The sequence below is a fragment of the Arthrobacter sp. B0316-1-20 genome (assembly GCF_059091865.1).
The window spans coordinates 147,490-163,566 of the sequence record NZ_JBNHHC010000003.1 but is presented as its reverse complement, the minus strand read 5'-3'; the positions used below and the strand labels follow the sequence as shown (position 1 = coordinate 163,566).

The window sequence follows — 16,077 nt, the reverse complement described above, 5'->3', positions numbered from 1 at the left end:
TGCCGGTCCACCTCACGTTTTCGGAGACGGAACCGGCCACGGGAGGCTATAGACACTGCCGTGTCCCGCACGTAACGTCGGGACCGGATGCAGCACAACCATCAACCGAAGGTGAAGGCCATGGACCGGAGATGGGGAATCAGGACCGCCGTCGCAGCCACCCTCGCGACCGCCCTGCTGTGCCGGTTGTTCAGCCGCAAGTCCCGCTCCACGAAGGCCGGATCCCTGGCCGCCTCCGCGCCGGCGAATCCGGCGCACGCCCCCTCCGGACCCGCCCCCACGCCGTCGAACCTGGCGCACGCGCCCTCCGAGACCGCCCCCACGCCGTCGAACCTGATGCACGCCCCCTCCGAGGCCGCCCCCACGCCGTCGAACCTGATGCACGCCCCCTCCGGCACTGCCAGCGGGAACCCAACGACCGGCCGCACGCCGCGGGCATTCGACGAGGACCTGATGGTGGAGGAGACCATGCCGGAGTCCCCGGGCGACACCGGCACGTCGGCTGCCGGCGGCTTCGGCGCGGACGAGCCGGTGCCGGCCGATGTCGAGGACGCGGCAGCGGAGCAGGCGGCGGTCACGGAGAAACCGCTCTACGATGAGACCGAATGGCTCGGTTACGCGGGCGAGGCGGTCATCGAACCGTCCGTGGAGGCCGAGGATGGGAACGGAGCGGACCGGAAACGAGGCTGACGGATGGACGACCAAGCGGATCGGCGCATCCTGCCGCTTCGGTTTGCCCCCTTGGCCCTGGCCGTAGCGCTGGCGGCCGTCCTGGCCGGTTGCAGCGTCGGCGGCAGCGGCCGGCCGGACACTAGCGGCGGCGCCGCTACCAGCCCGGACGTGGAAGCGGCAGCCTCGGGCCTGGCCGAACCGTGGTCCATAGCCGTACTGCCCGACGGCAGTGCCCTCATTTCCGAGAACGACACCGGCCTGATCAAACACGTGGTCGACGGCGAAACGGTTGCCGCCGTGCCCGTGGACTCCGCGCTGGAAACCACCGGCGAGGCCGGCCTGCTGGGGCTGGAGCCCAGCCCCGATTTCGACGCCGACGCCCGGCTCTACGTCTACCTCACCTCGCCGGAGGACAACAGGGTTCTCAGCTACCGCTGGGACGACGGCCGGCTCAGCGACGGGCAGGAAATCGTCACGGGCATTCCCAAAGCCGGGATCCACAACGGCGGGCGGCTCAAGTTCGGCCCGGACGGCTACTTGTACATCGCCACCGGCGACGCCGCCGATTCCTCCCGCTCCCAGGATCTCTCCTCTCTGGGCGGCAAGATCCTACGGGTCACGCCCGACGGCGACCCTGCCCCCGGCAACCCCTTCGGCGACAGCCCGGTCTACAGCTTCGGCCACCGCAATGTGCAGGGGCTGGCGTGGGACGCCGACGGCAGGCTCTGGATTACGGAGTTCGGCCCCGACCGGGACGACGAGCTGAACCTGATCGAGCCCGGCGGCAACTACGGCTGGCCGGACGTTACCGGAGCCCCCGGCGACGAGCGGTTCATCGACGCCAAGGTGGTCTGGCCGTCCACGGCCGAGGCCTCCCCCAGCGGCATGGCCCTGGTGGACGGGACGGCGTGGATCGCCGCGCTGCGCGGCCAGCGGCTCTGGCGGGTGGAGCTCGACGGCACCGAGGCCGGAGAGCCCGAGGCCTTTTACGAAGGAGAATACGGCCGGCTGCGCGACGTGGCCGCTGCCCCGGACGGCCGGCTCTGGGTACTCACCAACGGCACCGACGAGGACCGGATGCTGGCGGTTTCTGTGAAGTAGGCGACAAAGGCCGCCTCAATTTCACATTCGCGGAAAAGTCCTGCTAGAGTTACATGTCGTTGCGAGGGAGAAAGCGCCCGGGAAACCGGCGCCGGCCCCTCACCGACAGCTGCACCTCTAGCTCAACTGGCAGAGCAATTGACTCTTAATCAATGGGTTCCGGGTTCGAGTCCCGGGGGGTGCACAGACAAACCCCGTCTGATTGGCGAAAGCCCGGTCAGGCGGGGTTTTCCGTTCTTTGACGGCGGGACAAGGTCTTCGGAAGCGACACGCCCGCAGCATCCCTAGCCGGGCTTCGCCAACTGATGGATTCGTTCGATCACCCGGACGACCTCCAAAGCCTCCCGGGGATTAACCGGGATGGGCCCGCTTCCCCGGACCGCCAGAGCCGCAGCCCGGTAAAACCCAAGGTAGTCGCCTCGTTCGGTCGGCACCGCAATGGGGGCGGGATGGCCCGGCGCCCGGATGCCGAGCGTGCCCCACGTGCTTTCGGGCTCGGCGCCGAACCCTGGATCAGTTGGGACTGCCCCCGCCGCCAAGGCCGGTTCCTGGCCGTCCAGGCCATAGCTGACATAGGCGCTTTCGGTCCCCAGAACGCGGAAGCGGGGTCCGGCTTGCGCCGCCACCCGGCTCATCCAGAGCCGCGAATGCACGCCGTTCGAGTGGAATAGCTCAATGAGGCTGACGTCGTCGTTGCCGCCGCCATCACGAACGGTGCGCACGTCGGCACGGACCTCTTCAACCGGACCGAACAGCACCAAGGCCTGGTCTATGAGGTGGCTGCCCAGATCAAACGTGATCCCGCCGGCCAGGTGCGGAGGCGTCGTATCCTGCCAGCGGTCAACGACTTTGGGCGCCCAGTGCTCAAAGTTCGATTCAAACTGATAGACCCGTCCCAGGTGCCCCTCGGCCAGCATCTTCCGCACCGTTCGGAAGTCCCCGTCCCACCTCCGGTTCTGGAACACGATCAGGGGTTTCCCGACGCGTTCTGCCCGTTCTATCAGTTGCTCGCCGTCGCCGACCGTTGGCACGAAGGGCTTGTCCACGATCACCGCCAAGCCCGCGTCCAGTGCTGCCAGCGCTTGATCCACATGGGTGTGGGGAGGGCCGGCTAGCACCACCAATTCCAGATCCAGGCCCCCCGCCAGCATTTCGTTGGCGTCTGCAACAATCTCTGCAGCGGGATGGTCCTTGGCGGCCTGCAGCCTCCGTTCCGGGTGGGCCGTCGCGATGACGTCCAGGGAGAACTCCGGCAGGGCGCCGAGGAAGGGCCCATGAAAGACTTTTCCGGCCAGCCCGTAGCCCACCAAGCCGGTGCGGACAGGCCGCGGAGGGCCTTGGGCGTTCAACATACCGGAAGATTACTCTTGTGCCATAATTTGTTCAAGGAATTAACAATTGGGAGCAATGGGGATGGAGTAGCCTGCGGTTGAACGATAAGTTACGCAGTTGTTTCTTGTCCAGAATCCAGGGAGGCTTGGTTGAATTCATCAGACGCGCAGGTTGGCACCAGCCACGGGCGGCCGCTGCCGGCCCCGCGGGCTGGGAACAACCTCGACAGCATTCGCCGGCATAACCTCTCAACCATTCTTCAGTTCGTGCATCATGCCGGCCCCGTTCCCCGCTCCGAGCTGACCCGGAAAACAGGGCTGAACAGGTCGACAATCGGTGCCTTGGTCGGCGAGCTTGCCGAGCTCGGACTGGTCTTGGAAACGAGCCCCGACTCAAGTAACGGTGTCGGGCGGCCGAGTGCCGTGGTGCGCCCCAACCCGGCGACAGTGGCGATCGCGGTCAATCCCGAGATCGACGCGGTGACCGTCGGTGCCGTCTGCCTGGGCGGCGTTGTCCAGAAACGGGTCCGCTATGAAACGGACAGGGCCCCCAGCGTCCGGGAAGCGGTCAACATCAGTGCGGCGATCATCGAAGGAATGAAGACTGACGGGACCCGGATCGCAGGGATCGGCGTCGCTGTCCCGGGTTTGGTGAGGACACGGGACGGGCTCGTGCGGCTGGCCCCGCACCTGGAGTGGACCGATGAACCGATTGCCGAGATGCTGGCCGCTGCCACCGGGTATCCCGTGAAAGCCGCCAACGATGCGAGCCTTGGTGCTCTCGCCGAAAGGACCTTTGGGTCCGCCCGACGGGTCAGCGACATGATTTACCTCAACGGCGGGGCCAGCGGCATCGGTGGCGGCATCATCAGCGGAGGCCACGCCGTGACAGGCGTCGCCGGTCATGCCGGGGAGCTGGGCCACACCCGGATCAGAAGCGGCGGAGGGCTTGACACCGCGCACGCCCGAGGCACCTTGGAATCCGAAGTTACCCGCGATGCCCTGCTTGCCGCCCTCGGATTGGCATCCGCGGACGTGGACGAACTGGAGGAGGCGCTGCTTTCATCCACTTCTGCCGAGGTTCGGGCTGTTGTGGACCGGCAGCAGGAATACCTCGCCATTGCCCTGGGCAACGCAATCAACATCCTGAATCCGGAGTTGATCATTCTGGGCGGCTTTCTGGGTTCCTTGCATGCAGCCGATCCGGAGCGGCTGGAGCACCTCGTCTCCCGGGAATCGCTGCCGGTTTCACGCCAAAGTGTTCACATTTCCCGACCTCAGCTGGGCGCCAATCTTCTCATGGTCGGCGCGGCTGAACTGGTATTTGCAGACCTCCTGGCCGACCCCGCTGCCTACTCCTTCGTCGCCTGACAGGGGCGTCGCGTATCCCGACGAGGGGCCGCTTCTGCTTGATCGGCTCACGCTGTCGAGAAACGGTATCGGCTGAGATGCCGGTACTCCGTTCCGGCCGGAAGGACCACGGACGGAAAGTCGGGGAAACGGCTGGTATCGGTGATCTTTTGGGGTTCGAGGCATATGCCGCTGCCGGGCCCGTACAAGGTTCCCCCGCGGCCGACCAGCGGAGGCAGCCGGTTCGCTGTATAGACCTGAAGACAGAACTCCGTGGTGTAGAGCTCCATGAGACGTCCGGTTTCCGGAGAATAAAGTACTGCCGCGGGCTTGGTGTTGTCCCTGCCCGGATTGAACAGGAACGTGTTGTCGATGCCCGGCCACGGCTCGGTGCCCGACTTCGGCAGGAAGGCTCCGATCCGCCTTAGCTTGCGGAAGTCGAAGGGCGACCCGGCGACAGGCAGGTGGCTGCCTGTCGGAATGCGTTCCCAGTCCGTCGCCAGGATGTAATCCGCGTCAACCATCAGCTGCTGATCGGTGACAGGCCTCGCCCCGTCTCCGTCCATATTCCAGTAAGCGTGATTGGTCATATTGACCGGGGTGTCCGCGTCGGCCCTGGCCGTGAAGAGAATCGACAGCTCGTTGGCTTCGGAGAGTGAGTAGCTAACCCGCGCGGAGAGGTTTCCGGGATAGCCTTCTTCGCCTTCGGGGCTGCGGTAGTCCAGACTGACAAAGTCGTCCTGCGCCCGTTCCGGGGACGCATCCGAACGGGACCACAGGACGCGGTCGAAACTTCGGCTGGGTCCTCCATGAAGGTGGTTCCGTCCCTCGTTCGCGGCAACGGGAAAGGTGACCCCTGCCGAGGAAAACCGGCCGCCCGGGATGCGGCCCGCTGTCCGGCCGATCGTGGCCCCTAAGTAGCAGTCCGCGTGGCGGCGATAGTCATCCACAGAGTCGAACCCAAGCACCACGTTTTCGAGCTTGCCGCCCCTGTCCGGCAGGAGCAGTTCAACGATCCTGGCACCGTAGCAGTCGAGTGTCAGGCGCGTGCTGCGCGCATTGGCGAGGACCGGTCCCGTCTCCTGGCTGCCGGCGCCTGCCTGCTTCTTCACGCCGCGCCTTCGTTGTGACGGCGGAACCACGCCTCCTGCGCTTCGGCATGGCTGCGATACTGGTCCCGGATAAGAGGCCGCGGATCGGGTCGCAGCTCCGCATCGAAGTGCGGCGGCCAGTCAGGGCGTACTCCGCCCAGGACCCAGGCGGCCTGCACCGCGGCCCCCTCGGCCACGTACTCGCCGGGTACCGGAACCGAGACCGGCATATCGAAGACCTGCGCGGCAATCGACCGCACGGCCCGGTTCTGCGCGCCCCCGCCGATCAGAAGGACCCGCTCGGGAAGGGCACCGGCCTTCCGCAGCGCGTCAAGCCCGCCGGCGAGACTGCACAGCATTCCTTCAATGGCAGCGCGCGCAAGGTTGGGCCTTGTCATTGCGGTCAGCGACAGCCCGTGAAGACTGCCCGTCGCGTTGGGCAGGTTTGGGGTGCGTTCCCCTTCGAACCAAGGGACCAGGACGGCTCCCCCGGCCGCGGCGGGAGCTTCCAGGGCGAGACGCGAGAGCTCGTCGTTGTCGACGCCGAGCACCTCGGCGACCGACGTCAGGATGCGGGCTGCATTGAGCGTGGTGGCAATCGGGAGGAAGGCGCCGGCAGCGTCCGCGAACCCGGCGACGGAACCTGTCCTGTCCCGGCGCAGTTCGGCGGATGAGGCGAACACGGTTCCGCTGGTGCCGATCGAAACGAGGGCCTCCCGGCCGGAAGCGTTGAGGCCCAGGGCCGCAGCGGCATTGTCTCCGGCTCCCGCGCCCAGAAGGACTCCCCCGGGCGTCTTTCCCGCCGGCTCATGGGGGCGAAGGACACGGGGCACGATGGCAGCATGTCCGAGGGCCAAGGCGAACAGATCCATGTCGTACCGGTTCGCCTCCGGATCCCAATAGCCGGTACCGCTGGCATCCGACCGGTCTGTCGTGAGTTCTTCAAGGACCGGCCCCAGCGGGCTGGAAGCGGCCGGCCCATACCCGCGCAACCGCCAGGTGAGCCAGTCGTGGGGAAGAGCGACCGCGGCTACCTTTGCTGCATTGGCGGGCTCGGCGTCACGCAACCAGCGGAGCTTGCTAGCGGTGAAAGACGCCACCGGAATCGATCCCGTCCGTTGCACGTATTCATCGGCGCCCACTTCGCCCACCAGTGCAGCCGCAGCGCCCGCGCTGCGGGTGTCGTTCCAGAGCAAGGCCGGCCGGATCACCCGGCCCTCCTGATCGAGGGCCACCATGCCGTGCTGCTGTGCCGCTACGGAAAGGCAGCTGACCGAGCCGAGACCTCCCGCCTCTGCGAGCGCCGCCTGCAGCGCTCTCCACCAGGCCTCCGGGTCAACTTCGGTGCCCGCCGGATGGGTGGCCCGTCCCGCAGAAACCACCCGACCGGAGCGGGCATCCCGGAAGACCACTTTGCAGCTTTGCGTCGAAGAATCAACACCCGCGACTAGTGTCATGATGCCTCCAGATACGTCGGCCGAGCCTGGACCTCGCCGGTTCCGCAGCTCAGAACCTTAACGGTTCCGAGCCTCAACGGTTCCGCAGCTCAGCGCGCGTTCAGCAGATGTTCCATAGCCAACTGCTGAAGCCTGACGAACCCGAACCCGGAGCCGTCAAAGTACCCCTCCGGGGCAAAATCCTCGTACGAGGAACGGTCTTGGAGCAGCTCGGCGTAGGACTCTCCATCGGCAAGGGTCGGCTGCTCCAGTTCGGTGACGCGGGAGGCGCGCATCGCTTCCTGGACCTCCGGGTCCGAGCGGAAGGCGGCGGCCCGCTCTTTCAGCAACAGGTACATCCGCATGTTCGCCGCAGCCGAATCCCACACTCCCCCGGCGTCCTCGGTCCGCGACGGCTTGTAGTCGAAGTGGCGCGGACCGTCGTAAGCCCGGCCACCGTTCGGGCCGCCGTTTTCCAACAGGTCCACGAGAGAGAAAGCGTTTTGCAGGTCGCCATGGCCGAAGACCAGATCCTGGTCGTACTTAACCCCCCGCTGGCCGTTGAGGTCAACATGGAACAGCTTGCCGTGGTACAGCGCCTGGGCAACGCCGGCGGTGAAATTCAGGCCCGCCATCTGTTCATGTCCGACCTCGGGGTTGACACCGAAAAGTTCGGACCGCTCCAGGGTTTCGATGAACGCCAGCGCGTGGCCCACCGTCGGCAGCAAGATGTCGCCGCGGGGCTCGTTCGGCTTGGGCTCAATGGCGAACTGCAGGTCGTACCCCTGATCGGTCACGTAGGCCGCCAAAACGTCCAGTGCCTCGCGGTACCGTTCAAGGGCTGTCCGGACGTCCTTGGCAGCGTCGTACTCAGCGCCCTCGCGGCCTCCCCACATGACGAAAGTCCGGGCCCCGAGCTCTGCGGCCAACTCAATGTTCCGCAGGACCTTTCGAAGGGCGAACCGCCGGACGGCCCTGTCGTTGGAGGTAAACCCACCGTCCTTGAAAACCGGGGGGCTGAAAAGGTTCGTCGTGACCATCGGAACCTGAAGGCCCGTGTCCTCGAGTGCACCTTTCAGGCGGTCGATCTGCTTCTGCCGCTCCCCCTCGCTGCTGCCGAAGGCGAAGAGGTCATCATCGTGGAACGTCAATCCGTAGGCGCCGAGACCCGTCAGCCGTTCCACCACTTCTACGACATCCACGTGCGACCGGGTAGGGCCGCCGAAGGGGTCGGCCCCCGTGTACCCCACCGTCCATAGGCCGAAGGAAAACTTGTCTTCGCGGCTCGGTTGCCTCATTGCCTTCTCCCATCAGGAAGCAATAGTAGTGAGCAACAACATATTAGCCGCGGCGGCCCAAGTCAACGACCAGCGCCCATCCAAGGCCGCACACACCCTGCCGAGTCGCTGACACCTTGCGGCCACACACCCACGGCGGTGCCTGCACTGGCCTGCGGACTGAAGCCGTGCCCCGCCCCTCAAGCGAAAAAGGCTATTGCATTTGTTGTGACTGATTACTATATTGAGTTTTCACATGATGTTGCTCACACACCGAGCGTCACCTGCCGCCAAACCTCCAAGAACAGGAGCGATCCCATGGCGCATCCCACCGAACCTGGCGGCCATTCGCCGCTGCTCAAAGTTGAGGGCGTGGTGAAGCAGTACCAAGGCGTGACCGCCCTGCGCGGGGTGAGCCTGGACATCCGCCCCGACGAGATCCATGCCCTGCTGGGAGGCAACGGGGCCGGCAAATCCACGCTGATCAATGTGCTGTCCGGCGTGGTCTCGCCGGACGCGGGCACAGTTACCCTGGCCGGGGAAGAAGTGCAGTTCCGCCATCCCAGCGACGCCCTCAACGCAGGCATCACGACCATCCATCAGGAGCTGTCGCTCGTTCCGGCGCTCACGGCACTCGACAACATCTTCCTGGGCCGCGAGGTCAATGCCCGATTCCTCGGCCTGAAGGTCCGGCTTGACCGCAAGGGGATGGAAGAGCGCGTTTTGCAACTCGCCGCCGACTTCGGGCTCACCCCTGAGGACTTGAAGCTTCCCGTTGGGGAGTTCGGTGCTTTGAAAAAGCGTGTGGTGGAGATCGTCAAGGCACTGGCCTTCGACCCCCGCGTCCTGATTTTGGACGAGCCGACGTCCGGGCTCGAAGAAGAAGAAAAGCGGCACCTATTCGAACACATGCGCAAGCTCAGGGCGCGGGGCGTGCCACTGCTGTGGGTAACCCACCACCTGGAGGAACTGTTCGGTCTGGCGGACACCGCCACCGTCTTCCGCGACGGGGCCAACGCCGGGACTGCCGCCATCGCAGAGACGGACGTCGATGAACTGCTTGGCATGATGTTTGGAATCGCAGCCGGCGAATTCGGTGCGGCCAGCGGCACGCCGCCGCACGCCGCGGCCGACACCGGCGAGGAAGTGCTGCGACTGGAGAATGTGCACCGCAGCCACGTCTTGAAGGACATTTCGCTGTCCGTTCGTAAGGGCGAGATCCTGGGCATAGCGGGCCTGGCCGGTGCCGGGCGGACCGAGTTGGCCAGGGTCATCATGGGCTTGGACAAGATGAGCAGCGGAACAATGCACCTCAACGGGCAACCCCTGCGCCTCCGCGATTCGAGCTCGGCATACCGTCACGGGTTGGCCATGCTGCCGGAAGACCGCAAGCAGCTGGGCATTCTGCCGGAGTTTTCCGTTGCCGAAAACATCTCCATCTCCAGCTTGGGTGGCGTCACGCAGCTTGGTTTTTTGGTCAAAAACCGCGATGAAATGGACCAGGCCGAGAGCTACCGGCAGCGCTTGGCAATCCGTGCCCCAAGCGTCAGGGAAAAGATTCGAAACCTGAGCGGCGGAAATCAGCAGAAGGCCATCGTGGCCCGCTGCCTGAACACCAAGCCCTCACTGCTGATCTTCGACGAACCGACCCAGGGTATCGACGTCTCGGCCAAGGTGGAGGTTCACAACCTCATCCGCGATTTCGTCGCCGCTGGCGGGGCCGCCATCGTGATTGCCTCGGAAATCGCCGAACTGCTGGAACTCAGCCACCGTGTCCTGATCCTGAAAAAAGGCCGGCTGGTGGGTTCGGTGACCTCGCTGCAACAGGAACTGGCCGCCGGAAACTTTGAGGGCGTGAAGAACAGAATTCTGGCGCTATCCGCCGGCAGGAGCGAATGATGAAATTTCAACGGGCCGTATCCCGCACACTTTCGACCAGCGGCGTTCCGATCGCGGTCGCCCTGATCGTCCTGGTCATCGTGTTCCAACTGATGTCGCCGGTCTTCCTGCAACCGGAAAGCCTCACCGATTACATTAACAACGCCATCCCCGTCTTGCTGATTACCGTCGGGGTGGCAATCGTCATCGTGGCCGGAGGCATCGACCTGTCCGTCGGCACGGTAGCCGGGCTGAGTGCCGGAACGACCATGTGGGCTTTGCTCAGCGGGGCGCCGACGCTGGTGGGCGTCCTCGTGGGCGTCGCCACCGGCACGGCATTCGGCCTGTTCAACGGATGGCTCATTACAAAGTTCGGTATCAACGACTTCATCGTCACGCTGGCCACGCTGAACATCGCCAGCGGGCTGCTCATCGTCCTGACAGAACAGGTACCTCTCCAAGGCGTGACGACGCCGGGCTTTTCGGATATCGTCTACGGCAGTTTCCTGGGCATCCCGAGCGCCTTTTGGATCGCCGCAATCCTGCTGGTCATCATGCAGCTTTTCCTGGCCAAGACGGTATTCGGCCGGCGCATATATGCCATCGGCATCGGCGCCGACGCGGCGAACGTCGCCGGCGTCAACGTCCTCCGCGTCAGGATGGGCACCTTCATCGTCTCCGGCATGCTCGCCGGAGCAGCCGGCGTCCTCATTGCCTCCCGCCTCGGCGCCGTACAGGCCTTCCTGGGCGGCGGCTACGAATTCATTGCCATCGCCGGCGCCGTTCTGGGAGGCGTGAGCCTTGCCGGCGGCCGCGGTTCGGTCTGGGCCGCTGTCGTCGGCGGCCTTTTGCTGGCAACCCTGCAGCAGGGCCTGCGCCTCAACGGCGTCGACCCCGTCTACTTCAGCATCGTTACCGGCCTTTGCATCGTCGCCGGGGTGGTCTTCGACCGCCGCGTCCAGCAATACGCACTCAATATGGGCAAACGCTCCCGTCTTGACGCGCCCCCCAGGCACGACACTCCGCACGACACTCCCCCGGCCCCGGCCCAGCAGCAGGCACAGAAGCCGGCCGCGGGTTCCCGTCCGTTCGTGACCGAACAGCAGGACTGACCATGAGCACTTCAACCCCCAAACGCAACACCGGCCTGGTCGGCCGCATCGTCGACCGGATCCTGCTGGACCCCACCCTCGGCGTCCTGGCCATGCTGGTACTGGCCTGTTTGATTGCGGCGTTCACGTTGCCGGTGTTCCTGGCTCCGTCAAACCTGTTCAACATCCTCAACAGCAGCATCACGGTCATGATCCTGGCCATGGGCATGACCGTCGTCCTGATCGCGGGAGGCATCGACCTCTCGATCGGCGCAGCCATGGCACTCTGCGCGGGGGTGGCAGCCGAGACGATGAAATCCGGAATGCCGCTGTTCGCCGCGATCCTCGCAGCGCTGCTTGCCGGGGCCTTGATCGGGATCGGCAACGGCCTGCTTGTCACCCGGGTCGGGCTGCCCGACTTCATTGCCACGCTCGCAATGCTCGGCTTCGCCGGCGGCATCCTCTACATCTGGACCCAGGGCGTTCCCATCATCGGCTACATGGTCCCCGAGTTCTATGTCATCGGCGGCCTGAGCCCGCTGGCCGGAGCCCTCACCCTGCCCATGGTGATATCCCTCATCGTGGCGCTGCTCCTTGGCGGGATTTTGGGATCCTCCCGCCTGGGGACACACCTCTTCGCGGTCGGAAGCAGCCGGACCGGCGCCGTACAGTCCGGCGTGCGGGTGGACCGGGTCCGTATCATCGCCTACGTCATCAGCGGGCTAAGCGCCGCGATCGCCGGCGTCATCCTGGCGGGCCGTAATACCAACGTCCCGGCCGACCTCGGTGTCGGTTACGAGATCCAGGCCATCGCTGCCGCCGTCATCGGCGGTGCGGCGCTCAGTGGCGGCAGGGGCCGCATCCTGGGAGCCGTGCTCGGCGCCATCACGCTGGCCGCAACCATCAACATCATCAACCTCGCGGGCGTTCCGTCCAGCTATCAAAAGATCGTCATTGGCTCGATTCTAATCATCGCCGTCCTCGCGAACCGGATCAGCGCCATCATCAACGCCCGGGTCCGGCAACGGCGGGCCGTTGTGCTCGACGTCGCCCCCGTGTAGCCGAAACCAGCTTCCCCGGTCTCCCCGTTGCTGCGGGGACCATCAAAAATGAAAGGCAAGACAATGTCCACAACTGACACCACCGGGCCCGCAGGCCGCCGTCGGTACGCCCGGACCCGCAGCGCCCTCGCCTCCGGAGCAGTCGCGGCAGCCCTCATCCTGACCGGCTGCACCACGGTCGAGACGCCGACCGGCACCGGTGGAGGCGGGGGCGGAGGCGCCGGTGCCGCGGTCAACCCGGACTCGGCCGCCGATGCCGCCATCCGCGAAATAGTGGACGGCCGTGAAATCAAAGTCGGCTTTGCTCCCCCGATCCTCTCCGAGTTCTACACCCAGGTCGAAAAAGCGGCCTTCAACAAGATGAAGGAATACGAGGACCGGTTCGGTGTGAAATGGACCTGGGAGCGGCAGGGCGCCCTCAACGACGCCCATTCAGGCACGGAAACCCTTGGCATTGTCCAGGGGTATATCGCCCGGGACTTCGATGCGGTCTTCGTCTGCTCTGCCGCCAACGCCGCGACCATGCAGGAACTGTACGGCCGCGGACAGGAAGAGGGCGTCGACTTCTACCAGTTCAACTCCACTGAAGAACTGGCCAATCCTTCCCAAGCCGAGGACCCCACCGGAGGTCTTAACACCGTCTCGAACATCGGTTATGACGACCGCTGGCAGTCCGGCTACATCGCCGGGCAATACATCGGCGACCAACTCAAGGGCAAAGGCAAGGTCATCCAGATCATGGGGCCCTCCGGATCGGACTGGACCAAGCTGCGCCAGCAGGGCTTCAAGAAAGCCATCTCGGAGTACCCCGGCATCGAGATCGTCGGACAGGCCGACGGCGGCTACGTACGGGACAAAGGTCTCCGGGCCGCACAGGACCTGCTGACCAAAAACCCCGATGTCAACGCGATCTACGGTGAAAACGAAGACATGGCGCTCGGCGCGTCCCAGGCCATCGACGCACGCGGTCTCAAGCATTGGGACGGGCAGGAAGGCATCATCACCATCGGTGCTGACGGCCTGATTTCGGGGATGGACTCCATCAAAGCCGGCAAACTCACCGCCACCGTCGATGTGAACAGCGTCGAAATGGGCCACAGCATGATCGAAACCCTTTTCGCGCATGAGCTTCTGGGCATGGAAGTAAACCAGTTCGTCCGCATCCCGACCGATGTCGTCGACAAGACGAACGTCGAGTGGCACCAAGCCGTCCTGCAGGAAAGCCAGCAGGGCGAGGGAAGTTACTAGGCCTTCCCCAACAACGACCGAACTGAGAGGTTCTACTGTGAGCAGCAATCGAAAAATGGACCCGGTGGACGTCGTCGTCGTCGGACTGGGAGCGGGGGGCGGGCCCGCCGTCAAGGTTCTCAGCGAAGCCGGCTACAAAGTTGTTGGATTCGACAAGGGCCCGTGGCTGCGCCCGGAGGAACACTACTCCGGCGACGAACTGAAGTTCCAGAACCGCAGCTACCTGTGGCCGGACGTGAAGCTGATGCCCAGGACGGTGCGCCGGGACGAAAACTCGGAAGCCCGGATCTTCAATTTCTCCCCCGTGCCCTCAAACGTCGGCGGCGGAACGAGCCACATGGCCGGCTGGATGCCCCGGCCGAGGGAATCGGACTTCATTTTCCACTCCCTCCACGGGGATCTGGAAGGCGCGAGCCTGGCCGACTGGCCCTACCGCTACGAGGACCTGGAACCATACCTCACCAAGGTTGAATGGAGCTACGGCATCTCGGGCCTTACCGGTGCCGACCGGGGGGAAGGCTTCCGCAGCAAGCCGTACCCCAGCGGGCCGTTGCCTCCGACCCGGTTCGGCAAGAAATTCTATGAGGGCTCCAACAAGCTGGGCATCAATTCCTTCCCGCTGCCGATGTCCCACCTGACCGAAGGCAACGCCCTGGGCAGGGCGGCGGTGAACCGGACCAGTTTCTGGAACCAGTACGGTGACCCCACCCAAACCCGGTCCAGCGTGGCGACGACGTACATCCCCGAAGCCCTCGCCACCGGCAACCTGGAAGTACGGGCCGACAGTTACGTCAGGGAAGTCAAACTGGGCAAGGACGGCCGGGCCACCGGCGTCGTCTACATCGACCCCGAGGGCCGTGAGGTGGAACAGGACGCCGCCGTAGTTGTCTTGGCGCTCGGCGCCATCGAGTCGGCGCGGCTCATGCTGCTGTCCACGTCGAACCGGTTCCCCGAAGGTCTCGCGAACGATTCCGGCCTTGTCGGCAAGAACGCCACCTTCCACGAATACATTTTCGCGGTCGGACTGTTCGACAAGGACATCGAGGAACCGCTGCGCGGCTGGACGGGAAACTACCAAAGCGGCGGCTCCACGCATTTTTACGAGACGGACGAAAGCAGGGGCCACATCGGCGGCGGCATCATCGCCACCACGCAGATCGGACAGGCCATCAACGCGATCATGCCCGGCCGCCCGACCTGGGGCCAAGCCATGAAGGACGCCGACCGAAATTACTTCGACTACTCCATGAAGATTGGGTTCATCCTCCAGGACATGCCCCAGGAGACCAACCGGGTCGACCTCGACCCCAACATCAAGGATGCCTGGGGCCTGCCCGTAGCGCGGATCACGAACAAGCCCCACGCCAACGACATCGCCATGAGCAAATGGCAGATCGACAAAAACGTGGAAATCCTCCAGGCGGCCGGGGCAACGAAAACCACCCCCGTTTACCTGGGAGACGAATTCACCGGCAACGCCTGCCACCAGCAGGGCACGGTCCGAATGGGAACCGACCCCGGCAAGTCGGTGCTGAACGGATGGGGCCAGGCTCACTCGGTGGACAACGTCTTCGTGCTTGACGGCGCGGGCTTCCCCACCGCCATGGGCGTCAACCCCACGCTCACGATCATGGCCCACTCCTGGCGCTGCGCAGACTACATCGCCGGCACCTACCTCAAGGGCCGCAGCTAGCGGCTGTAACTGCCGCGCGTTAGAGAATCGCAGAAAGGAAGACACGATGGTTTCGAAAGCCGACTGGGAAATCGTCCCGATCCACATCGACCCCGACTCGGACGAAAAACTGTTCTTCACCGACCACGAGTGGGAAACCATAGAAGCCGCCGGCGCACGCGTCATGCCCACCGACCATGATCCAGGGGCACGCGAGGCGAGGGTGATCGTCTTCATCGACCGCTACCTCTCAGGCATCGACTACCTCTATGCGGCGGCTGACGGGACCGGCTTCCTGGCCCTGGCCGGTCCGGAAGCACGATCCGCCCGGGCACGCATCGCCGACCTGCAGCGGCTCTACCGCGAAGGGGTCCATGAACTCGACCGCCGGTCGCGCGAGTTGCGGGCGGAGTCCTTCAAGGACGCGACCGAAGAAGTCCAAGACCAGGTGCTGGAACAGGTCAGCGGCGCTCCCAAACCGGTGCCGGTCTCGCTGACCTCGATGGAGGTGTACTACTCGCGGCTTCAGGGAAACACCGATGAAGACAAAAGTTTCTTTGACACCCTGTGCCTGCATGTCCGCCAAGGTTTCTATGCCGACCCGGTTTACGGCGGAAACAAGGACCAGATGGGTTGGAAAATGGTCGGTTTCGACGGGCCAAAAAACCTGCGCGACACCATGGACGGCACCTACAGCACGGCCGAGTACTTCATCCAGGAATACGACTGGGAGGAACTGGTCCCGGGCTTCAAGCACGGCCCGGAACAAGACGTGACTGACGGTGGCGAAGACCCTGCCGGTAGCCAAGCCGCCGAGGCGGCTTCAGCTTCATCGGACCGTACCGAGGAATCCAGTAAGTAAAGGAAAG

At 64.7% G+C, this 16,077-nt stretch carries 13 protein-coding genes and 1 tRNA gene; 10 read left to right on the top strand and 4 right to left on the bottom strand.

The window, feature by feature from the left end; translation table 11 throughout:
• Positions 1-120 precede the first annotated feature (120 nt).
• The 3 genes from AC5RW2_RS05975 (at position 121) to AC5RW2_RS05965 (ending at position 1,957) form a co-directional block, all read left to right on the top strand.
• Positions 121-690 carry a hypothetical protein gene (locus AC5RW2_RS05975; protein WP_494073764.1) on the top strand — a complete coding sequence of 190 codons (570 nt, stop codon included), beginning with the start codon at positions 121-123 and terminating at the stop codon, positions 688-690.
• A gap of 3 nt (positions 691-693) precedes the next feature.
• Entirely contained in the window at positions 694-1,773 is a 1,080-nt protein-coding gene (locus AC5RW2_RS05970; RefSeq protein WP_494073763.1) for a PQQ-dependent sugar dehydrogenase, read from the top strand.
• A gap of 111 nt (positions 1,774-1,884) precedes the next feature.
• Positions 1,885-1,957: transfer RNA gene (locus AC5RW2_RS05965), tRNA-Lys, on the top strand.
• A 100-nt stretch (positions 1,958-2,057) separates the two neighbouring features.
• On the opposite strand, the gene AC5RW2_RS05960 is transcribed toward AC5RW2_RS05965, so the two are convergent.
• The gene (locus AC5RW2_RS05960; protein WP_494073762.1) at positions 2,058-3,125 is read right to left on the bottom strand and encodes a Gfo/Idh/MocA family protein; all 1,068 of its coding nucleotides are present in this window, start codon (positions 3,123-3,125) and stop codon (positions 2,058-2,060) included.
• Positions 3,126-3,254: 129 nt separating this feature from the next.
• Here AC5RW2_RS05960 and AC5RW2_RS05955 point away from each other — a divergent pair, with 129 nt between their 5' ends.
• Positions 3,255-4,475, top strand: coding sequence for an ROK family protein (locus AC5RW2_RS05955; RefSeq protein WP_494073761.1), 1,221 nt, complete (start codon positions 3,255-3,257; stop codon positions 4,473-4,475).
• 47 nt (positions 4,476-4,522) lie between these two features.
• On the opposite strand, the gene AC5RW2_RS05950 is transcribed toward AC5RW2_RS05955, so the two are convergent.
• From AC5RW2_RS05950 to xylA, 3 genes are all read right to left on the bottom strand, one after another.
• The gene (locus tag AC5RW2_RS05950; RefSeq protein WP_494073760.1) at positions 4,523-5,566 is read right to left on the bottom strand and encodes an aldose epimerase family protein; all 1,044 of its coding nucleotides are present in this window, start codon (positions 5,564-5,566) and stop codon (positions 4,523-4,525) included.
• Complete coding sequence (locus AC5RW2_RS05945) at positions 5,563-7,002, bottom strand: FGGY family carbohydrate kinase (RefSeq protein ID WP_494073759.1); 1,440 nt, start codon at positions 7,000-7,002, stop codon at positions 5,563-5,565. The genes AC5RW2_RS05950 and AC5RW2_RS05945 overlap by 4 nt, the downstream gene beginning before the upstream one ends.
• 89 nt (positions 7,003-7,091) lie before the next feature.
• Positions 7,092-8,279 (bottom strand): xylose isomerase, encoded by a 1,188-nt coding sequence (gene xylA / locus AC5RW2_RS05940; RefSeq protein ID WP_494073758.1) that lies wholly within the window; start codon positions 8,277-8,279, stop codon positions 7,092-7,094.
• 297 nt (positions 8,280-8,576) lie between these two features.
• Between xylA and AC5RW2_RS05935 the strand changes: the two genes are divergently transcribed.
• The 6 genes from AC5RW2_RS05935 to AC5RW2_RS05910 all read left to right on the top strand — a co-directional run bounded on the left by AC5RW2_RS05935 (position 8,577) and on the right by AC5RW2_RS05910 (position 16,070).
• A complete protein-coding gene (locus AC5RW2_RS05935) occupies positions 8,577-10,157 on the top strand; it encodes a sugar ABC transporter ATP-binding protein (RefSeq protein WP_494073757.1) in 1,581 nt (526 codons plus the stop codon).
• Complete coding sequence (locus AC5RW2_RS05930; protein WP_494000046.1) at positions 10,157-11,248, top strand: ABC transporter permease; 1,092 nt, start codon at positions 10,157-10,159, stop codon at positions 11,246-11,248. Before AC5RW2_RS05935 ends, AC5RW2_RS05930 begins: the two co-directional genes overlap by 1 nt.
• Before the next feature lie 2 nt (positions 11,249-11,250).
• Positions 11,251-12,288 carry an ABC transporter permease gene (locus AC5RW2_RS05925; RefSeq protein WP_494073756.1) on the top strand — a complete coding sequence of 346 codons (1,038 nt, stop codon included), beginning with the start codon at positions 11,251-11,253 and terminating at the stop codon, positions 12,286-12,288.
• Positions 12,289-12,351: 63 nt separating this feature from the next.
• The gene (locus tag AC5RW2_RS05920; protein WP_494000048.1) at positions 12,352-13,536 is read left to right on the top strand and encodes a sugar ABC transporter substrate-binding protein; all 1,185 of its coding nucleotides are present in this window, start codon (positions 12,352-12,354) and stop codon (positions 13,534-13,536) included.
• A 37-nt stretch (positions 13,537-13,573) separates the two neighbouring features.
• Positions 13,574-15,229, top strand: coding sequence for a GMC family oxidoreductase (locus AC5RW2_RS05915; RefSeq protein ID WP_494000049.1), 1,656 nt, complete (start codon positions 13,574-13,576; stop codon positions 15,227-15,229).
• Positions 15,230-15,275: 46 nt separating this feature from the next.
• The gene (locus tag AC5RW2_RS05910; RefSeq protein WP_494000050.1) at positions 15,276-16,070 is read left to right on the top strand and encodes a gluconate 2-dehydrogenase subunit 3 family protein; all 795 of its coding nucleotides are present in this window, start codon (positions 15,276-15,278) and stop codon (positions 16,068-16,070) included.
• The last annotated feature ends 7 nt before the right edge of the window (positions 16,071-16,077 follow it).